Source organism: Pseudomonas sp. NFACC42-2 (assembly GCF_900116055.1).
In the GTDB taxonomy this organism is placed as follows: Bacteria; Pseudomonadota; Gammaproteobacteria; order Pseudomonadales; family Pseudomonadaceae; genus Aquipseudomonas; species Aquipseudomonas marginalis.
Window position 1 is genome coordinate 648,365 of sequence record NZ_FOZO01000002.1, and the last position, 19,444, is coordinate 667,808.

At 61.3% G+C, this 19,444-nt stretch carries 16 protein-coding genes; 7 read left to right on the forward strand and 9 right to left on the reverse strand.

What is annotated here, in order from left to right:
* Positions 1-2: 2 nt before the first annotated feature.
* Positions 3-662 (reverse strand): GntR family transcriptional regulator, encoded by a 660-nt coding sequence (locus BM416_RS06830; protein WP_092486750.1) that lies wholly within the window; start codon positions 660-662, stop codon positions 3-5.
* A 280-nt stretch (positions 663-942) separates the two neighbouring features.
* Between BM416_RS06830 and xdhA the strand changes: the two genes are divergently transcribed.
* Genes xdhA through guaD form a run of 4 tightly spaced genes read left to right on the forward strand, consistent with a single transcriptional unit; the run spans position 943 to position 6,980 of the window.
* A complete protein-coding gene (gene xdhA / locus BM416_RS06835) occupies positions 943-2,391 on the forward strand; it encodes a xanthine dehydrogenase small subunit (protein WP_092486753.1) in 1,449 nt (482 codons plus the stop codon).
* Positions 2,384-4,783 carry a xanthine dehydrogenase molybdopterin binding subunit gene (gene xdhB, locus BM416_RS06840; protein WP_092486755.1) on the forward strand — a complete coding sequence of 800 codons (2,400 nt, stop codon included), beginning with the start codon at positions 2,384-2,386 and terminating at the stop codon, positions 4,781-4,783. The genes xdhA and xdhB overlap by 8 nt, the downstream gene beginning before the upstream one ends.
* Positions 4,784-4,825: 42 nt before the next feature.
* On the forward strand, positions 4,826-5,668 hold the full coding sequence (xdhC, locus tag BM416_RS06845; RefSeq protein ID WP_092486757.1) for a xanthine dehydrogenase accessory protein XdhC: 843 nt from the start codon (positions 4,826-4,828) through the stop codon (positions 5,666-5,668).
* Between the two features lie 7 nt (positions 5,669-5,675).
* Complete coding sequence (guaD, locus tag BM416_RS06850; RefSeq protein ID WP_092486760.1) at positions 5,676-6,980, forward strand: guanine deaminase; 1,305 nt, start codon at positions 5,676-5,678, stop codon at positions 6,978-6,980.
* 127 nt (positions 6,981-7,107) lie between these two features.
* Here the strand turns inward: guaD and BM416_RS06855 are convergent, their stop codons facing one another.
* Positions 7,108-7,872: a GntR family transcriptional regulator gene (locus BM416_RS06855; RefSeq protein ID WP_003175499.1), complete on the reverse strand. Its 765-nt coding sequence runs from the start codon at positions 7,870-7,872 to the stop codon at positions 7,108-7,110.
* A 245-nt stretch (positions 7,873-8,117) separates the two neighbouring features.
* On the opposite strand from BM416_RS06855, the gene BM416_RS06860 reads away from it, so the two are divergent.
* Positions 8,118-9,308 (forward strand): benzoate/H(+) symporter BenE family transporter, encoded by a 1,191-nt coding sequence (locus BM416_RS06860; protein WP_092486763.1) that lies wholly within the window; start codon positions 8,118-8,120, stop codon positions 9,306-9,308.
* A 36-nt stretch (positions 9,309-9,344) separates the two neighbouring features.
* On the opposite strand, the gene BM416_RS06865 is transcribed toward BM416_RS06860, so the two are convergent.
* A complete protein-coding gene (locus BM416_RS06865) occupies positions 9,345-9,689 on the reverse strand; it encodes a YggL family protein (RefSeq protein WP_010208515.1) in 345 nt (114 codons plus the stop codon).
* 237 nt (positions 9,690-9,926) lie between these two features.
* Between BM416_RS06865 and dacB the strand changes: the two genes are divergently transcribed.
* The gene (gene dacB / locus BM416_RS06870; RefSeq protein WP_092486766.1) at positions 9,927-11,387 is read left to right on the forward strand and encodes a D-alanyl-D-alanine carboxypeptidase/D-alanyl-D-alanine endopeptidase; all 1,461 of its coding nucleotides are present in this window, start codon (positions 9,927-9,929) and stop codon (positions 11,385-11,387) included.
* Positions 11,388-11,396: 9 nt separating this feature from the next.
* Here dacB and BM416_RS06875 read toward each other — a convergent pair whose 3' ends face one another.
* Positions 11,397-13,796: a sensor domain-containing diguanylate cyclase gene (locus BM416_RS06875; protein ID WP_092486769.1), complete on the reverse strand. Its 2,400-nt coding sequence runs from the start codon at positions 13,794-13,796 to the stop codon at positions 11,397-11,399.
* A gap of 141 nt (positions 13,797-13,937) precedes the next feature.
* A complete protein-coding gene (gene rlmKL / locus BM416_RS06880) occupies positions 13,938-16,202 on the reverse strand; it encodes a bifunctional 23S rRNA (guanine(2069)-N(7))-methyltransferase RlmK/23S rRNA (guanine(2445)-N(2))-methyltransferase RlmL (protein WP_065924769.1) in 2,265 nt (754 codons plus the stop codon).
* 532 nt (positions 16,203-16,734) lie between these two features.
* Between rlmKL and rmf the strand changes: the two genes are divergently transcribed.
* Positions 16,735-16,950 carry a ribosome modulation factor gene (gene rmf / locus BM416_RS06885; protein ID WP_002553055.1) on the forward strand — a complete coding sequence of 72 codons (216 nt, stop codon included), beginning with the start codon at positions 16,735-16,737 and terminating at the stop codon, positions 16,948-16,950.
* Positions 16,951-17,108: 158 nt separating this feature from the next.
* Here rmf and BM416_RS06890 read toward each other — a convergent pair whose 3' ends face one another.
* The 4 genes from BM416_RS06890 to BM416_RS06905 all read right to left on the reverse strand — a co-directional run bounded on the left by BM416_RS06890 (position 17,109) and on the right by BM416_RS06905 (position 19,444).
* The gene (locus tag BM416_RS06890) at positions 17,109-18,128 is read right to left on the reverse strand and encodes a quinone-dependent dihydroorotate dehydrogenase (protein ID WP_092486772.1); all 1,020 of its coding nucleotides are present in this window, start codon (positions 18,126-18,128) and stop codon (positions 17,109-17,111) included.
* An 85-nt stretch (positions 18,129-18,213) separates the two neighbouring features.
* Positions 18,214-18,675, reverse strand: coding sequence for a transglycosylase SLT domain-containing protein (locus tag BM416_RS06895; RefSeq protein WP_092486776.1), 462 nt, complete (start codon positions 18,673-18,675; stop codon positions 18,214-18,216).
* Entirely contained in the window at positions 18,668-19,066 is a 399-nt protein-coding gene (locus BM416_RS06900) for a winged helix-turn-helix domain-containing protein (protein ID WP_092486779.1), read from the reverse strand. The genes BM416_RS06895 and BM416_RS06900 overlap by 8 nt, the downstream gene beginning before the upstream one ends.
* Before the next feature lie 153 nt (positions 19,067-19,219).
* Positions 19,220-19,444, reverse strand: coding sequence for a FliM/FliN family flagellar motor switch protein (locus BM416_RS06905; RefSeq protein ID WP_092486782.1), 225 nt, complete (start codon positions 19,442-19,444; stop codon positions 19,220-19,222).

The window sequence follows — 19,444 nt, forward strand, 5'->3', positions numbered from 1 at the left end:
GTTTAGGCGTCCGCCAACGCAGCGATGACCAGCGAGCTGCTGCGCTGGCAGTAGGCCGACAGCACCTGGCGGATCTGCTCCAGGTCACGGGCGAGTACGGCGGCGAGCAGTTGCTCGAACAGCGCCAGGTACTCGCTCATGGACGCCTTGCGCTGATCCAGGGCCAGGTAATAGGCACGGTTCATCGCCGGCTGCAGGTTTTCGACGGTTTCCTGCAAATACGGGTTGTTGGCAAAGGGGTACGCGGCGCGCATCACATTGAAGCATTCTTCGACAAAGGCGCGGATGTCCTGGCGCTCGTAATTGCTCACCAGGCGCTGCTGGATCTGGACGAACGGCGCCATGTCGGCCTGGGTCTGCCAGCCCTGGGCGACCGCATTGCCAAGCAGGATATACAACTCGCTCATCAGCGTGCACAGGCTCTGCACCTTGTGCGCCGTGAGCTCGGTCACATGGGCGCCACGGCGCGGCAGGATCGCGATCAGGTGGCGGCGTTCGAGGATCAATAAAGCTTCACGCACGGAGCCACGGCTGACATTCAGCGCCAGCGTGACTTTCTGTTCCTGGATCCGCTCTCCAGGCTTGAGATCGCCGCGAATGATACGTTCGGCGAGGTGGTGAGCGATTTGCTCGGCGAGACTGTCCGGCGCCTTGAACGTCATGTTTTCCCTTCAAAATCGTCTATCGGTACAAGCGCGGCAGTGTAGCGCATTGGCCCGCTGATGGCGCTACGCCCACCGTGGCGAATTTGGCATGAAATAAGCAACGCTGAACACCCACACGCCCCCAAAAACGCCGGTTTCAGAAGACTGAACCATAATTGAAAGTGTTGTGATCGCATTTTCCTGACCTTCTGGTCAGAAAATCATTGACCGAAAAGTCAGACATGACTAGATTCGGCGCAAAGTGGTTAACAACAATAATGAGTCTGCGAGGCCTTCCGTGATCCAGTTTTTACTTAACCAGGAACTCCGTAGCGAGCACGCCCTGGACCCCAACCTGACCGTGCTCAACTATCTGCGCGAGCATGTGGGCAAACCCGGTACCAAGGAAGGCTGCGCCAGCGGCGACTGCGGTGCGTGCACGGTGGTGGTCGGCGAGTTGCACACCGACCCTCAGGGCGTTGAGCAGATCCGTTATCGCAGCCTCAATTCCTGCCTGACATTTGTATCGTCGCTGCACGGCAAGCAATTGATCAGCGTCGAAGACCTCAAGCACCAGGGCCAATTGCACAGCGTGCAACAGGCGATGGTGGAGTGCCACGGTTCGCAATGCGGCTTTTGCACCCCCGGGTTTGTGATGTCGTTGTTCGCCCTGCAAAAGAACAGCGACGCCCCCGATAGCCAGAAGGCCCACGAAGCCCTGGCCGGCAACCTGTGCCGCTGCACCGGCTATCGGCCGATCCTGGCCGCCGCCGAACAGGCCTGCTGCAACAAACCGGTAGACCAGTTCGACAGCCGCCAGGCCGAGACCATCGCCCGCCTCAAAGCCATCGCGCCGACCCAAACCGGTGAACTCAACAGCGGCGACAAACGCTGCCTGGTGCCCCTCACCGTCGCCGACCTGGCGGATCTCTACGACGCCTACCCGCAAGCCCGCCTGCTGGCCGGCGGCACCGACCTGGCGCTGGAAGTCACCCAGTTCCACCGCACCCTGCCGGTGATGATCTATGTCGGCAATATTGAAGAGATGAAGCGCATCGAGGACTTCGACGACCGCCTGGAAATCGGCGCCGCCACTGCCCTCTCCGACTGCTACACCGCGCTGCACCACGAATACCCGGATTTCGGCGACCTGCTGCACCGCTTCGCCTCCCTGCAAATCCGCAACCAGGGCACCCTCGGCGGCAATATCGGCAACGCTTCGCCGATTGGCGATTCGCCGCCGCTGTTGATCGCGCTCGGCGCGCAGATCGTGCTGTGCAAAGGCAACACGCGCCGTACGCTGGCCCTGGAAGACTACTTCATCGACTACCGCGTGACGGCGCGCCAGGACAGCGAGTTCATCGAAAAAATCATCGTACCCAAGGGCCATGCGCTGTTCCGTGCCTACAAGGTTTCCAAGCGCCTGGACGACGATATTTCCGCCGTGTGTGCGGCCTTCAACCTGAAGATCGACAACGGTGTGATCAGTGATGCCCGCGTCGCGTTCGGCGGCATGGCCGCCACGCCAAAACGCGCGAAAAACTGCGAAGCCGTGTTAGTCGGTGCCACCTGGAACGCCGCCACCGTCGAGAAAGCCTGCGCCGCCCTGGCCGAGGATTTCACCCCGCTGTCGGACTTCCGCGCCAGCAAGGAATACCGCCTGCTCAGCGCCCGGAACCTGCTGCGCAAATACTTCATCGAACTGCAAACGCCGCACATCGAGACTCGGGTGACCGCTTATGTCTAACCATCACGCCGTGGAAAAAACCCAGGCCGAACTGGCCGCGCTGTTTGCCCAGGACCTGACCTCCGGGGTCGGCCGCAGCGTCAAGCATGACAGCGCCGCCAAGCACGTGTCCGGTGAAGCGCAGTACATCGATGACCGCCTGGAATTCCCCAATCAGTTGCACCTGTATGCACGCATGTCCGACCGCGCCCACGCCCGGATCATCCGCATCGACACCGCGCCCTGCTACGCCTTCGACGGTGTACGTATCGTCATCACCCACGAAGACGTGCCGGGCCTGAAAGACATCGGCCCGCTGCTGCCCGGCGACCCCTTGCTGGCCATCGACACGGTGCAGTTCGTCGGCCAGGTGGTTTTGGCCGTGGCCGCCCGCGACCTCGACACCGCACGCAAGGCCGCGATGGCCGCCGTGATCGAATACGAAGACCTGGAGCCCGTGCTGGATGTGGTCGAGGCCTTTCGCAACAAGCATTTCGTGCTCGACAGCCACACCCACCAACGGGGTGATTCGGCCGGCGCGCTTGCGACCGCCAAGCACCGCCTCCAGGGCACCCTGCATATCGGCGGCCAGGAACACTTCTACCTGGAAACCCAGATTTCCTCGGTAATGCCCACCGAAGACGGCGGCATGATCGTCTATTGCTCCACGCAGAACCCCACCGAAGTGCAGAAGCTGGTAGCCGAAGTGCTGGGCGTGTCGATGAATAAGATCGTCGTCGATATGCGCCGCATGGGCGGCGGTTTCGGTGGCAAGGAAACCCAGGCCGCCAGCCCGGCGTGCCTGTGTGCGGTGGTGGCGCGCCTCACCGGCCAGCCGACCAAGATGCGCCTGCCGCGCGTCGAAGACATGCTGATGACCGGCAAGCGCCACCCCTTCTACATCGAATACGACGTGGGCTTCGACGACAGCGGTCGCCTGCACGGGATCAACCTGGAGCTGGCCGGTAACTGCGGCTGCTCGCCGGACCTGTCCAACTCGATCGTCGACCGCGCCATGTTCCACGCCGACAACGCGTATTACCTGGGCGATGCCACGGTGAACGGCCATCGCTGCAAGACCAACACCGCGTCCAATACCGCCTATCGCGGCTTCGGCGGCCCGCAAGGCATGGTCGCCATCGAGGACGTGATGGACGCCATCGCCCGTCATCTGGCGCTGGACCCATTGGCGGTGCGCAAGGCCAACTACTACGGCAAGACCGAGCGCAACGTCACCCACTACTACCAGACCGTCGAGCACAACATGCTCGAAGAGATGACCGCCGAACTTGAAGCCAGCAGCCAATACGCCGAGCGCCGTGAAGCGATCCGCCTGTACAACGCCCACAGCCCGATCCTGAAGAAAGGCCTGGCGCTGACGCCGGTGAAATTCGGGATCTCGTTCACGGCGAGCTTCCTGAACCAGGCCGGTGCGCTGATCCATATCTACACCGACGGCAGCATCCACCTGAACCACGGCGGCACCGAGATGGGCCAGGGCTTGAACACCAAGGTCGCACAAGTGGTGGCCGAAGTGTTCCAGGTGGACATCGACCGCGTGCAGATCACCGCCACCAACACCGACAAGGTGCCCAACACCTCGCCGACCGCCGCGTCCAGCGGTGCGGACCTGAACGGCAAGGCCGCGCAGAACGCCGCCGAAACCATCAAGCAACGCCTGGTGGAGTTTGCCGCGCGCAAGTACGACGTGAGCGAAGCGGATGTGGAATTCCATAACGGTCATGTGCGCGTGCGCGAGCAGATCCTGAGCTTTGAAGCGCTGATCCAACAGGCGTATTTCGCCCAGGTCTCGCTGTCGAGCACCGGCTTCTACAAGACCCCGAAAATCTTCTACGACCGCAGCCAGGCCCGCGGTCGGCCGTTCTACTACTTCGCCTTCGGCGCGGCGTGCTGCGAAGTGATCGTCGACACCCTGACCGGCGAATACAAGATGCTGCGCACCGACATCCTCCACGACGTGGGCGCCTCGCTGAACCCGGCCATCGACATCGGCCAGGTGGAAGGCGGCTTTATCCAAGGCATGGGCTGGCTGACCATGGAAGAGCTGGTGTGGAACAACAAGGGCAAGCTAGAGACCTGCGGCCCGGCCAGCTACAAGATCCCGGCGGTGGCCGACATGCCTTTGGATTTGCGCGTGAAGCTGGTGGAAAACCGCAAGAACCCGGAAGACACGGTGTTCCATTCCAAGGCCGTGGGCGAGCCACCGTTCATGCTCGGGATTGCCTCGTGGTGCGCGATCAAGGACGCGGTGGCGAGCCTGGCTGATTATCGCCATCAGCCGAAGATCGATGCGCCGGCGACACCGGAGCGGGTGTTGTGGGGGTGTGAGCAGATGCGCAGGTTGCAGACGGCGACAGCTGTCGAGACTGAAACTGAAATGGCTTCGCTCTAGACCGATGACGGCCGAACTGCCAACAGTAATGTTGAGGTAAACATGAACAACTGGATCAGCGCCCTCGCCGACCTGCAGAACCGGGGCGAACCCTGCGTACTGGTGACCATCATCGAAGAGCTCGGCTCCACGCCGCGCAATGCCGGTTCGAAGATGGTGATCAGTGCCGCGCAGACCTTCGACACCATCGGCGGCGGGCACCTGGAATACAAGGCCATGCAGATCGCCCGCGACATGCTCGTGCGCGGCCAGCAGAACACCCATCTGGAGCGCTTCAGCCTCGGCGCCAGCCTGGGCCAGTGCTGCGGTGGCGTCACCGTGCTGCTGTTCGAACCCATGGGCCAGGTGCAGGCGCAGATCGCGGTGTTCGGCGCCGGCCATGTCGGCCGCGCGCTGGTGCCGTTGCTGGCGAGCCTGCCGTGCCGGGTACGCTGGATCGATTCCCGCGAGCAGGAGTTTCCGGAACATATCCCCCAGGGCGTGCGTAAAATCATCAGCGAAGAGCCGGTGGACGAAATTGCCGACCTGCCGGTGGGCAGTTACTGCATCGTCATGACCCACAATCACGCGCTGGACCTGGAACTCACCGCCGCCCTGCTCAAGCGCAATGACTTTGCCTACTTCGGCCTGATCGGTTCGAAGACCAAACGCGTCAAGTTCGAACACCGCCTGCGCGATCGCGGCTTCGACGCCGCGCAGTTGCAACGCATGCGTTGCCCCATGGGCCTCAGCGAGGTGAAGGGCAAGTTGCCGGTGGAGATCGCCATTTCCATCGCCGGCGAAATCATCGCCACCTATAACGCCAGTTTCGGCCAGCACACCGCGAGCGCCGAACCCATTGCCAAACTGCTGCCGGCCTCGCGCCGCAGCCAAGCTATCAATTGAGACGACCATGCCTTTGACTCGCAAAGCCTACCGTGCCGCCCTCCTGCACAGCATCGCCGACCCCGCTGACGTTGGGATCGAAGCCTCCTACGAGTATTTCGAAGACGGCCTGCTGGTGATCGAAAACGGCCGGATCAGCGCCGTGGGCCATGCCGCCGACCTGCTGCCGAGCTTGCCTGCCGACATCGACATCACCCATTACCAGGATGCGCTGATCATCCCCGGCCTGATCGACACCCATATCCACCTGCCGCAAACCGGCATGGTCGGCGCCTATGGCGAGCAGTTGCTGGACTGGCTCAACACCTACACCTTCCCGTGCGAAAGCCAGTTCGCCGACAAGGCCCACGCCGAAGAAGTCGCAGACATTTTTATCAAGGAACTGCTGCGCAACGGCACCACCACCGCACTGGTGTTCGGCAGCGTGCATCCGCAATCGGTGAACGCATTCTTTGAGGCGGCGGAAAAACTCGACCTGCGCATGATCGCCGGCAAGGTGATGATGGACCGCAACGCTCCGGACTACCTTACCGACACCGCCGAATCCAGCTACCAGGAAAGCAAGGCGCTGATCGAGCGCTGGCACGGTAAGGGCCGCCTGCACTATGCGGTCACCCCGCGTTTTGCGCCGACCAGCACGCCGGAGCAATTGGCGCTGGCCGGGCAACTGCTGGGCGAATACCCGGACCTGTACATGCAGACGCACATCAGTGAGAACAAGCAGGAAGTCGAGTGGGTGAAGGCGCTGTTTCCGGAGCGCAATGGCTATCTGGATGTGTACGACCACTACCAGCTGCTGGGCCAGCGCTCGGTGTTTGCCCACGGCGTGCACCTGTGTGATGAGGAATGCGCGCGGTTGGCGGAGACGGGGTCGGCGGTGGCGTTCTGTCCGACCTCGAACCTCTTCCTCGGCAGCGGCCTGTTCAACCTGCCGATGGCCGAGAAACACAAGCTGAATGTCGGACTGGGCACTGATGTGGGTGGTGGCACCAGTTTCTCGCTGCTGCAAACCTTGAACGAAGCCTACAAGGTCATGCAACTGCAGGGCGCGCGGTTGAGCCCCTTCAAGTCACTGTACCTGGCTACCCTGGGCGGTGCGCGGGCGCTGCGCCTGGAAGACAAGATCGGCACGCTGCAGCCGGGCACCGATGCAGACTTTTTAGTGCTGGACTACAACGCCACGCCGCTGCTGAGCTATCGCTTGAAGCAGGCCAATAACATTGCCGAGACGTTGTTTGTGCTCATGACACTGGGGGATGATCGGACCGTGTTGCAGACCTACGCTGCCGGCCAACTCGTGCACCAACGCTGATCTGCGCCACGACACAAAACAAATGTGGGAGGAGGCTTGCTCCCGATAGCGGTGGATCAGGCACTTAATTCAGTGACTGACACTCTGCCATCGGGGGCAAGCCCCCTCCCACATTTTTTAATCGGGTTTACAGCTTGACTGAAGAACGCCCCGGCTTCTTGGTCTGCAACAGATGCGAGAACACCGCATGCAAATCATCCGACGCACTCTCTTCATCGAGGTTGAGCTTGCTGTCGATGTGATCCATGTGATGCATCATCAAGTTCACCGCCAGCGCTGCGTCCCGTGCTTCGATCGCATCGATCAGCTGGGTGTGCTCATCGTAGGAACAGTGCGAGCGGTTGCCGCTTTCGTACTGGGCGATGATCAACGAGGTCTGGGACACCAGGCTGCGCTGGAAGCTGATCAGCGGCGCGTTTTTCGCGGCTTCGGCCAGCTTGAGGTGGAATTCGCCGGAGAGGCGGATGCCCGCACCGCGATCGCCGCGGGAGAAGCTGTCGCGCTCGTCGTTGACCATCTGGCGCAGTTCGGCCAGTTGCTCGGCGGTGGCGTGCTGCACTGCCAGTTCGGTGATCGCCCGCTCTACCAGGCGCCGGGCCAGGAACACCTGGCGTGCTTCTTCCACGCTTGGGCTCGCCACCACCGCGCCACGATTGGGCCGCAGCAACACCACGCCTTCATGGGCCAGGCGCGACAGCGCGCGACGAATGATGGTGCGGCTGACGCCGAAGATTTCGCCCAGTGCCTCTTCGCTCAATTTGGTACCGGGTGCCAGGCGCTGCTCGAGGATCGCCTCGAAGATATGCGCGTAGACGATATCGTCCTGGGTTCCGCTGCGACCGGCCTTGCCGGCTCGCGGTTGTTTCTTGAGAGGTTGCAACTGTTCGTTCATGGGCACTCGGGTAGGGAGAACGGCGGCGAATTAACGGTAATACGGCAACTTTAAGGTAATACGGCAACACGGGGTCGCTGGCAAGTATCACCTAAAAACAGCGCACATTGTACACAACCCACTGCGCCAACACACTGTACGGCTGTTTGCGGTGCCGTCTGTATTGCAATGAGTCGTTACGTTTGAGTTTAGGCTTGAATCTGCGCCGTCACCGGCAAACACCCAGGTAAAAGGAACACCTCTCCATGACCGACGCCACCCAAGCGCCCTTGCGCCCGCTGGCCGACACTTCTGCCTCCGCCGTTGTCGCCGGCTTTATCGCCATGATGACCGGCTATACCAGCTCCCTGGTGCTGATGTTCCAGGCCGGCCAGGCGGCCGGCTTGACCACGGCGCAGATTTCTTCGTGGATCTGGGCGATTTCCATCGGCATGGCGGTCTGCAGCATCGGCCTGTCCCTGCGCTACCGCACGCCGATCACCATTGCCTGGTCCACCCCCGGCGCGGCGCTGTTGATCACCAGCCTGGGCGGTGTGAGTTACGGCGAGGCCATTGGTGCCTACATCACCTGCGCGGTGCTGGTGACGCTCTGCGGGCTCACCGGCAGCTTTGAAAAACTGGTCAAGCGTATCCCTGCGTCGTTGGCGGCCGCCCTGCTGGCGGGGATCCTGTTCAAGATCGGCAGCGAGATTTTCGTCGCTGCGCAGCATCGCACCGGCCTGGTACTGGGGATGTTTTTCACCTACCTGATCATCAAGCGTCTGTCGCCACGCTACGCGGTACTGGCCGCCCTGGTGATCGGTACCCTGCTGTCGGGGCTGATGGGCTTGCTGGACTTCAGCGGTTTCCACCTGGAAGTGGCGACGCCGGTGTGGACGACACCGCACTTCTCGTTGGCGGCAACCATCAGCATCGGGATTCCGTTGTTCGTGGTGGCGATGACCTCGCAGAACATGCCCGGCGTCGCCGTACTGCGGGCCGATGGCTATAACGTGGCGGCCTCGCCGCTGATCACCGCCACCGGCCTGGCCTCGCTGGTGCTGGCGCCCTTTGGCTCCCACGGCATCAACCTGGCGGCGATCAGCGCAGCGATCTGCACCGGCCCCCACGCCCATGAAGACCGTAATAAACGCTACACCGCCGCCGTATGGTGCGGGGTGTTCTACGGGATAGCCGGGGTGTTCGGCGCAACACTGGCGGCACTGTTCGCAGCCTTGCCCAAGGAACTGGTGCTGTCGATTGCGGCCTTGGCCTTGTTTGGCTCGATCATCAATGGCTTGAGTATCGCCATGAATGAGCCGAAGGAACGGGAAGCGGCGCTGATCACCTTTATGGTCACCGCGTCAGGCTTGACGTTGTTTTCCATCGGGTCGGCGTTCTGGGGGATTGTGGCGGGGGTATTGACGCTGCTGATTCTGAACTGGCGCAAGGCATAAAAAAACGGCGACCCTCAGGTCGCCGTTTTTTCAGTATCACTTAGCCGCGTTGATCGGCTTTTCCGGATACCACACGTCCAGCAGCGGGCTGACTTCAGCCTTGGTCAGCTCGGAACGGGTTTTCAGCCAGGCTTCGACGGCAGCACGCTGCTCTTCGGAGACCGAGCCACGCTTCTGCAGGCAAACCAGACCGTAGTCATCGCCGCCAACATAGCCCAGACCATTGGCTTCCATGGCTTCTTTGATGAATGCTTCGAGGAAAGCGTCGATAGCTTCTTCACTCAGGCCTTCTTTGAAGTCCAGGTTCAGTTCGAAACCCAGCTCTTGAAATTCATCAACGCACAGTTTTTTGCGCAGACGCTGGGAACGGTTAGTCGCCATTGGAACAATCCTCATAAGTAATAACGGGCGGCACTTTAGCAGTTTAAGACGACGATTGCCCGACTCTCTGGGACAGGCGGCACTTTGCTGTTAAAAAAACGCCGATTACCAGCTATCGTTCAGCTACAAGTGCCTTCACCTTGGGGCATAATGCCGACACTTTCATGACCATTGAGGGATTTTTCCTATTTACCCCTCGCCTTTTTCACCCTCCTCAGCAGTAGGGTTTTATTTCTTATGATCAAATCTTTGCGTCCATTGCTACTCGCCGGTTTTCTCCTGCCACTGGCCTTTTCCACTTCCGCTGCCCCGATCAATAACACCCTGCCGCCGAACGTCCAGCAGGCACTGGCCAAAGCCAAGCTACAAAACACTGCGCTGTCCCTGGTGATGATCCCGTTGAACGGCCCCGGCACCCCCACGGTTTTCAACGCCGACGTCTCGGTGAACCCGGCCTCGACCATGAAGCTGGTCACCACCTATGCGGCTCTGGAAATGCTCGGCCCCAACCACCAGTGGAAAACCGAGTTCTACACCGATGGCACCCTCAGCGGTGGCGTGTTGCACGGCAACCTGTACCTCAAGGGCGGCGGCGACCCCAAGCTGAATATGGAAAAACTCTGGCTGCTGATGCGCGACCTGCGGGCCAATGGCGTACAGCAAGTCACTGGCGACCTAGTGCTGGACCGCAGTTTCTTCAACCAGCCGCAGTTGCCGGAATTCAATGATGACGGCAACGACGAGAACAAACCGTTCCTGGTCAAGCCCGACGCCCTGCTGGTCAACCTCAAGGCCCTGCGCTTTGTGACCCGTAACGATTCGGGCCGCGTGCTTGTCTCGGTCGAACCGCCGATTGCCAGCATCCGCATCGACAACCAGGTCAAGACCTCCAACGCCAAGCAGTGCACCGGCGACGTACGCTACAACCCGGTCACAGGCGCCGATGGCAGCATGACGGTCACCGTCAGCGGCCAATTGGCCGATGGCTGCAGCTCGCAGACTTATCTGTCGTTGCTGGACCACGCCACCTACACCGCCGGTGCGGTACGGGCGATCTGGCAGGAACTGGGCGGCACCATCCAGGGCCGCGATATCCAGGCACCGGTGCCCAAGGATGCCAAGGTACTGGCCCGCGCCTTTTCGCCGGACCTGGCGGAAATCATCCGCGACATCAACAAATACAGTAACAACACCATGGCCCAGCAGTTGTTCCTGAGCCTGGGCGCGCAGTTCCGCAACGATGCCGACGGCGACGATGCCAAGGCCGCGCAACGGGTGGTGCGCCAGTGGCTGGCGAAGAAAGGCATCACCGCGCCACACCTGGTGATGGAGAACGGTTCGGGCCTGTCCCGTGCCGAACGGGTCAGCGCCCGCGAGATGGCCGCCATGCTGCAAGCCGCCTGGAAAAGCCCCTACGCTGCGGAATACATCAGCTCGATGCCGATCGCCGGCACCGACGGCACCATGCGCAAACGCCTGAAGACCACCGCCATGCGCGGCGAAGCCCATGTCAAGACCGGTACCTTGAATACCGTGCGCGCCATTGCCGGGTTCAGCCGCGACAACAACGGCAACACCTGGGCGGTGGTGGCGATCCTCAACGATCCGAAGCCGTGGGGTGCGTCGTCGGTGCTGGACCAGGTGCTGCTGGATCTGTACCGCCAGCCAAAACTGGCGGCGGCGGCTCCCGTCCTATAGGAGCGGGCATCAGGCCCGCGCCCTCTCGGCCTCCACCCGGTCCCTGCCCGCCTGCTTGGCCACGTACACCGCAGAGTCGGCACGCAACAACAGGCCATCAATGCCTTCATCCACCCGCCAGCTGGCCACACCAAAGCTGGCGGTGACGATGCCCACAGGCTCCATCGGCAGGTTACGCAGGGATTGCCACAACTCCATGGCCAGGCCATAAGCCTGCTCGCCATCGGTATTGGGGCACAGCACCATGAATTCCTCGCCCCCCAGGCGGCAGAACACGTCGGTGCGGCGCAGACGCTGACTGATGCGCCTGCACAACTCCTGCAACACCCCGTCGCCAACCGCATGCCCGTGCTGGTCATTGATCCGCTTGAAATGATCGATATCGAGCATGATCACCGACAGCGTCCCACTGGTTCGGTTGAGCCTCGCCATCTCGGCCCTGAGGCGGTCCTGGAAATAGCGACGGTTGTGAATCCCGGTCAGGGAATCTGTGATGGACAGCGCGCGCAGCTCCTCTTCAACCCGCTTCAAATCGGAAATGTCCGACACATAGCCATGCCACAGCGTACCGCCCCCCGGTAATTCTTCCGGGGTGGCCTCGCCGCGAATCCAGCGCAAACCCCGTTGCGGCAACTGCACCCGGTACTCTTCACGCCAGTGGCTCAACTGCAATGCCGACAGGCGAATCGAGGCCCGCACCCGTTCCGCGTCCAGCGGGTGGATTCGCTCGAAGACCTTCGTCGCATCCCGCTGCAACGCGCTGACCTCGATTTCATAGATATCGCGCATGCCGTCGCTGGCGTAGATAAAGCGCCAGTTATCCTGGGGTTCAAGGGTGAATTGGAAGATCCCCCCGGGTACGTGGGCACTGAGTTTCTTGAGCAGGCGGTCCCGCGCCGCCAGGGCCTCGTAAGCGCGTTTCTGCTCGGTGACGTCCAGGTAAATCGCGAGGTGCCCGACCCACAGACCATGGTCATCCAGCAAGACGGTGGCCAACATGTTCACAATCAGCTGACTGCCATCCTGGCGGACCAAGGTCCACTCCCGGGCTTCGTGCAGGTTGTCGGGGCTTTCCACCAGCATCGCCTGGCTCGCCGGGATACGCTTGCCCAAGGTCACACTCAGGCTCGCGGAACGTGCCTCCAGCTCCAACGCCAAGTGCAGGCTTTCCAGGGTCAGCTTGCCCACCACCTGGTCGGCCTCGTACCCCAGCATCTGCTCGGCACCGGCGTTGAAGGTGTTGATCACACCGCGCAAGTCAGTGGCAATGATCGCCACTTGGGTAGCGGCGTTGAGTACGCTGCGCAACTGGCCATGGGCACCACGTAGTTCCTGCTCACGCAAGCGCAACTGCACAGTGCGTTGCTCCACCAGTTTCAACGCACGCTGGCGCTGGCTCACCAGCACATAGAGCAAGGCGCTGAGCAGCAGGCTGAGTAGGCTACCCATGGTCAGGATCGTGGACAGCGAGGAATAGTTGGCCTGCTCGAACACCTTGCTCGGGCGCAGGCTCAGGGCGTACACATGGTCGCCCAGGGTCAGACGACGCGCGCCAGCGAGGTCGCTGTTGGCCACGGTATTGCCGGACTCGAAGAGCACGCGCTTTTGCAGGTCGGAGGTGTCGACGATCTGCATCACCAGGTTGTCCCGCTCCGCTTTGGGCAAGCCGTCGGCGACCAGCTGGCGCATGCTGATCACCGCCATCACATAACCGTATGGCTCATTTGGGGACGGCTCGGACGTGGGCAGGTGACTCACCGGCGCGACCAGTAATACACCAGTGGCATAAGCAGGCTCGACCCCCACCAACTGCATGGGTTGGGACACCGCCAGCTTGCCGCTCTTTTGCGCCCGCTCAAGGGCCGAGCGCCGCAGGGGCTGGGCCAGCAGATCAAAACCCAACGGTGTGCCCAGCAGGCTTTGGGTCTGGCTGTAGAGCACCGGCACGTATTCATCACGTTCGGGCGCCGGGGCCAACTCACCGGCCGAATTCAATTCTCGGATCACAAACGGTGCGCCCCGCTGGCGGGTCACCTCTTGTTCAAATTGACTGCGCTGCTCGCGAAGCACCCGCGGCGCCCAGGAGTAGGCCCGGGCGCGCAACAACAACGGCTGGGCAAACCCATCGAACTCTTCGCGGGATACCTCATCAGAGTTGACGAAAAACCGCCGCAGGCTGTTCAGGCGTTGTTCCTGATCCTCGAAGCGTTCCTGCAAGCGGGTGTAACGCTCGTTGACCAGCAACTGAAAGCGCTGGCGAACCTGTTGCTGATAGAGGTCGGAGGCCGCCCAGGCGACGATGGCCGTCAGCGCAAAACCTGCCAATAACACCACCAATGCCACCAGCCAAGCCGACGCCTGTTCACTGATAAAGCCTAGGATTTTCGGGCGAACGGCTTGCAACGGCATAGGCAACACTCACAACGCCAGCGTGCGGGGGGTGTCACTTTGGCTAGGCCTTAAGTTATAGCCATCGGCCCAGGGTTTGACCAGCGTAAAAAAGCCGCAAGCCCGGAATAGTCCAGGCTTGCGGCTTTTTCGTGACGGCGATCAGCGAGCGGTGATTTTCCACGCCCGGTGGATCTTCGCATTACGCGCAAAATCCGGATCGATGGTCTTGTCGCTGATTTCCTCGACCGCATAGCGTTCGCTGAGATTGTCCTCCAGCTGGAACTTGCGGAAGTTGTTCGAGAAGTACAGTACGCCACCCGGTGCCAGGCGCGCCATGGCCAGGTCGAGCAACTGCACGTGATCGCGCTGGACGTCGAAGATGCCTTCCATGCGCTTGGAGTTGGAGAAGGTCGGCGGGTCGATGAAGATCATGTCGAACTCATCGCGGCTGGCCTCCAGCCAGGCCATCACATCGCCCTGCTCCAGGCGGTTCTTGTCGGAGAAACCGTTGAGCGAGAAGTTGCGACGCGCCCAGTCCAGGTAGGTCTTGGACAGGTCGACACTGGTGGTGCTGCGCGCGCCGCCCTTGGCTGCGTGCACACTGGCGGTGGCGGTGTAGCAATACAGGTTGAGGAAACGCTTGCCGGCCGCTTCCTTCTGGATACGCATGCGCATCGGACGGTGGTCGAGGAACAGACCGGTGTCCAGGTAGTCGGTGAGGTTGACCAGCAGCTTCACGCCGCCTTCGCTGACCTCGGTGAACTTGCCCTGGGCACTCTGGCGCTCGTACTGCTTGGTACCGCTCTGGCGCTCGCGACGCTTGACCACCACGCGGCTCTTGTCGATGTTCAGCGCCTGGGGAATGGCCGCCAGGGCATCGAACATGCGGGCCGAGGCTTTTTCCGGGTCGATGGATTTTGGCGCAGCGTATTCCTGCACGTGGACCCAATCGTGGTACAGGTCGATGGCCATGGAGTATTCAGGCATATCGGCGTCGTATACGCGGTAGCAATCCACCCCTTCACGCTTGGCCCACTTGCCCAGCAGCTTGAGGTTCTTTTGCAGGCGGTTGGCGAACATCTGCCCGCCTTCGCTCAGGCGCGCCTGCTCGACCACGGGGGCCGGGGCGGGCTTGATCGGGTTGCCGTTCTTGTTGTACTGGCGCTCTTGCGGCTCGGCCGGGGCCTGGTCGTAAACGGCCTGTTCACGTTCGGCCTGGCGCTGTTCCGGGGTACGGCGCTCGCCGGTGACGAACTGATCCGGGTTGACCTTGATCAACAGCAACTTGCACGGCAATGCGCCGTTCCAGAACGAATACTGCTTGTGGCTGCGGATCCCCATGCGCTTGCCCAGGTCCGGCGCGCCGGTGAACACCGCCGCTTCCCAGCCCATGCAGGCCTGGCGCAGGCGCTCGCCGAGGTTCTGGTAGAGGTACAACAGGCTGGCTTCGTCACCCAAGCGCTCGCCGTAGGGCGGGTTGCAGATCACCAGGCCTTTCTGGTTCTGGTCCGGGCGCGGCTCGAAGGTGCCGACTTCGCCCTGGTACACCTTGATCCAGTGGCTCAGGCCGGCGCGCTCGATGTTGTTGCGGGCGGGCTGGATCAGGCGCGGGTCGGCTTCGTAGCCCCGCACCCACAACGGCGGCTTGTTCATGCCGATGGCCGCGCGTTCAGTAGCTTCGGCGTGGAGTTTTTTCCACAGCGCCGGGACGTGACCGAGCCAGGTGGTGAAGCCCCACAATTCGCGATTGAGGTTAGGTGCCATGTCGGCGGCAATCATCGCGCCTTCCACCAGGAAGGTGCCCACGCCGCACATCGGGTCAGTCAGCGCGCCGCCTTCGGCAGCAATGCGCGGCCAGCCGGCACGAATCAGGATCGCCGCCGCGAGGTTTTCCTTCAACGGCGCGGCGCCCTGCTGCAGGCGGTAGCCGCGCTGGTGCAGGCTGTGGCCGGACAGGTCGAGGGACAGGATGGCTTCGCCACGGTCCAGGCGCAGGTGGATGCGCAGGTCCGGGTTGATCTTGTCGATGGACGGGCGTTCGCCGGTCGGGGTGCGCAGCTTGTCGACGATCGCATCCTTGACCTTCAGCGCACCGAAGTGGGTGTTGTCGATGCCTGAGCCGTGACCGCTGAATTCCACCGCCAGGGTACCGTCGGAGACCATGTGATCGGCCCATTCAATATCCAGCACACCGTGGTAGAGGTCTTCGGCGTCCTTCATCGGGAAACGCTTGAGCACCAGCAACACACGGTTGGCCAGGCGCGACCAGAGGCACAGGCGATAAGCGGTTTCCATGTCGGCCATGCCGCGCACGGCCGAGGTGTGCTCGCGGGCGTCCTCAAGGCCAAGCCCGACGGCTTCCTCGATCAGCAGGCCTTCGAGGCCCTTGGGGCAGGTGAGGAAGAGTTCAAAACGGTCCGACATGGGGCATTCCAGGCTTTTCAGCAATAAGTGAACGGGCGACGCATCGCCGGCTCGGTTTTCAATCAAGCACTTTTCTTGAAGAGTGCCCGCGTGGCACGAATGTGCCGTTCCACTCCGTCTGACGGGCCTTGGAGCCTTTATTGACGGGGCAGAGAGAGAATTTGACGCAACAAAAAGAAATATTCCGACCCTTCGTCGAATAATAACCGACTGCAACCAGCGGGCATTCTCACTAAAGGATTAAACCCGTCCTCTTTGCAGGGTGCATCATAGCTGGCTTTGCCCTACAAATGGGGCGAAAAGCCATCCCAGCTTATGGCTATAGCATCGTTATCGTTACGTGCTTATGACAAAACGATCATTGAATCCATGTGACCTATTGGTTAGAACTCAACACAGGTTGGCGCCGCAACGACGCCGACACATAGGCTCGCCACGCCGGCAGCGAGCCCACCAACGGCAGAAAAACTCTGCCCGGCCTCAGACGAGGCCGAAGGATATCAAGACAGTCAACAAGTGAGGGAAACACCCTATGAGAAGACTTAAGCGTGATCCGTTGGAAAGAGCATTTTTACGCGGATATCAATATGGCGTTCATGGCAAATCCCGTGAGCTTTGCCCATTTACTCTACCGTCGGTACGCCAAGCCTGGATCAACGGCTGGCGAGAAGGACGCGGCGACAACTGGGACGGTATGACTGGCACTGCGGGAATCCACAGACTCAACGAACTTCACGCCGTCGGCTAATCAAGGGCATTTAATTCCGACACCACCTCGAATATGTAGCGACTTAACCACGCACGCCCTATCCAGGCGGCGGGCTTCGGCCCAGGGGCTCCTCTTAAGGAGCCCTTTTTATTGGCGGTGTTTTTAATGACCATTCCCCGCCCAGCGTGCATCTACTATCAGCGCAAGGCCGCAATCGCATCCACTGACTGGCGGATCAGCGCCGGGCCTTTATAAATAAAACCCGAGTACAACTGCACCAGGCTGGCGCCCGCAGCGATCTTCTCGGCGGCATGCTTGCCTTCGGTAATGCCGCCCACCGCGATGATCGGCAAACGCCCGGCCAACTCAGCAGCCAGCACCTTGACGATATGGGTGCTCTTATCACGCACTGGCGCACCCGATAGACCACCCGCTTCATCGCCATGGGCCAACCCTTCGACGCCGACACGGCTGAGGGTGGTGTTGGTCGCGATGACCGCATCCATGCCCGCATCCACCAGGGCCTGGGCCACCAGCACGGTTTCTTCGTCACTCATGTCCGGGGCGATCTTGATTGCCAGCGGCACGCGCTTGCCATGGCGCACGGCCAGGTCTTCCTGGCGTTGGCGCAGGGCTTCGAGCAGTTGCTTGAGCGAATCGCCGAACTGCAGGCTGCGCAGGCCCGGGGTGTTGGGCGAGCTGACGTTGACGGTGACATAGCTGGCGTGGGCGTAGACCTTGTCCAGGCAGATCAGGTAGTCATCCACTGCGCGCTCGACCGGCGTGTCGAAGTTCTTGCCGATATTGATACCGAGGATGCCCTTGTACTTTGCGGCCTCGACGCGCGACAGCAGATGATCGACGCCCAGGTTGTTGAACCCCATGCGATTGATGATCGCCTCGGCTTCCGGCAGGCGGAAGATACGTGGCTTGGGGTTGCCCGGTTGCGGTCGCGGCGTCACGGTGCCGATCTCCACAAAACCGAAACCCAACTGCGCGAAGCCATCGATGGCCGCACCGTTCTTGTCCAGGCCGGCGGCCAGTCCGACCGGGTTGGGGAAGTCGAGCCCCATCACCGACACCGGCATTTTCGCCGGTGCCTTGCATACCAGGCCATTGAGCCCCAGGCGGCCACCGGCGCCGATCAGGTCCAGGGACAGATCGTGGGAGGTTTCCGGGGAGAGTTTGAACAACAGCTGGCGGGCCAGGGTATACATGGGCGGGCTAGACTCGGATGGCGGCGAAAGGTGGCGGCGATTATAGCGGGGTGGCGGGGTGCACGCGAGGCGCGCCGCCCAAACGTCAGTAGCGTTGCTGTACCAGGGCCTCATAACGTGCCCAGATTTTTTCTGCATAGCGCATGCGCAACGCGTCGCGCTCAGGGCCGGAGCCGGGCCCGACATTGTAGGCCCCCACCGCCGTCCAGTTGTAGCCAAAGCGCTGGATAAACTCGGCCAGTATGGACGCCCCGACTTCCACCGACAGGCAAGGCTCACTCAACAACCTTTCCTCGGTGATACCCAGCTTGAGCAGGCGAGGCAAATGGATACTGTTTATCTGCATCAGGCCGATATCCCGTGTGCCGTTACCGTTGGCGTAGTTCATCGCATCCGGGCGAAAATCCGACTCCACGGCGGCGATAGCCTGTAGCAACTCCGGCTCGATATCGTAGCGATGGGCGGTTTCCTCCCAGCAATAGGCCAGTGCCTGATTGCCGCTCGTCACCAGGCCAAGCCACAGCAGCCGGCGCCAGAACTCAGCCATGACTGACTTGGCCACAGGCCGAACACACATGCTGCAGGGTATCCATAGGTCCGCGCCCACGCCGCTCAGCCTTCACCGGGCAGGTAAAGCGATACCCGCGACCATAGATGGTCTTGATAAAGCCTTTGTCAGCGCCAAGATGCTTGCGCAATGAATAAATGCAACGGGTCAGCGACTCCTCGGCGACCTCTCCCTGGGGCCAGGCCAACTCCAGCAAACGATCCTTGGTCATCAGTACACCGCCAGAGACCAACAACAGCCGCAAAACATGCAGCTCCTTGGGTGGCAACTGGACGTCGCTGCCGTCGCCGGTCAGGCGACCATCGCCATGCAGCGTCCACTGGGAAAAGAGCAGGGACGTCGTCGTCAACTCATCATTCACGACGGCCATATCTACCTCGACATCCGACTACTGACATTGAAGTCCTTATTTTCCAGTACAGGCTCTTGTGCCCACATCACGACTATAAAAAACCACCTTGCGGCCCACGCTAGGAAAAACCCCATACAGCCGACGCTTTTTAGCAACACCCTGTAAGACACTTCACTCACATACGTCAGGCGCTCCCCATTTATAGACCTCGTGCAACTCAACGCCCAACCGATCCTCCAGTTGCACCAACTCGCCCAATGCGAGCAACCGGCCATTAACCCGAACTTCCACGCAGTGGATGATGCCCGGCGACAATGGCAGCACCTTTCCAGCAGCAAAGGCTGCCAGGCGCCTGCGGCTGATCAGTTGTTCCTGTAGAAGAATTTCCAAATGCAT

Excerpts from the sequence above, each read along its gene's own strand:
- BM416_RS06860 (WP_092486763.1), top strand. The coding sequence starts at position 8,118 with ATGACCGACGCCACCCAAGCGCCCTTGCGCCCGCTGGCCGACACTTCT.
- dacB (WP_092486766.1), top strand. The coding sequence starts at position 9,927 with ATGATCAAATCTTTGCGTCCATTGCTACTCGCCGGTTTTCTCCTGCCA.
- BM416_RS06905 (WP_092486782.1), bottom strand. The coding sequence starts at position 19,444 with ATGCATTTGGAAATTCTTCTACAGGAACAACTGATCAGCCGCAGGCGC.
- BM416_RS06830 (WP_092486750.1), bottom strand. The coding sequence starts at position 662 with ATGACGTTCAAGGCGCCGGACAGTCTCGCCGAGCAAATCGCTCACCAC.
- BM416_RS06890 (WP_092486772.1), bottom strand. The coding sequence starts at position 18,128 with ATGTATACCCTGGCCCGCCAGCTGTTGTTCAAACTCTCCCCGGAAACC.
- xdhC (WP_092486757.1), top strand. The coding sequence starts at position 4,826 with ATGAACAACTGGATCAGCGCCCTCGCCGACCTGCAGAACCGGGGCGAA.
- BM416_RS06875 (WP_092486769.1), bottom strand. The coding sequence starts at position 13,796 with ATGCCGTTGCAAGCCGTTCGCCCGAAAATCCTAGGCTTTATCAGTGAA.
- rlmKL (WP_065924769.1), bottom strand. The coding sequence starts at position 16,202 with ATGTCGGACCGTTTTGAACTCTTCCTCACCTGCCCCAAGGGCCTCGAA.
- xdhB (WP_092486755.1), top strand. The coding sequence starts at position 2,384 with ATGTCTAACCATCACGCCGTGGAAAAAACCCAGGCCGAACTGGCCGCG.
- BM416_RS06855 (WP_003175499.1), bottom strand. The coding sequence starts at position 7,872 with ATGAACGAACAGTTGCAACCTCTCAAGAAACAACCGCGAGCCGGCAAG.
- BM416_RS06865 (WP_010208515.1), bottom strand. The coding sequence starts at position 9,689 with ATGGCGACTAACCGTTCCCAGCGTCTGCGCAAAAAACTGTGCGTTGAT.
- rmf (WP_002553055.1), top strand. The coding sequence starts at position 16,735 with ATGAGAAGACTTAAGCGTGATCCGTTGGAAAGAGCATTTTTACGCGGA.
- BM416_RS06900 (WP_092486779.1), bottom strand. The coding sequence starts at position 19,066 with ATGGCCGTCGTGAATGATGAGTTGACGACGACGTCCCTGCTCTTTTCC.
- guaD (WP_092486760.1), top strand. The coding sequence starts at position 5,676 with ATGCCTTTGACTCGCAAAGCCTACCGTGCCGCCCTCCTGCACAGCATC.
- BM416_RS06895 (WP_092486776.1), bottom strand. The coding sequence starts at position 18,675 with ATGGCTGAGTTCTGGCGCCGGCTGCTGTGGCTTGGCCTGGTGACGAGC.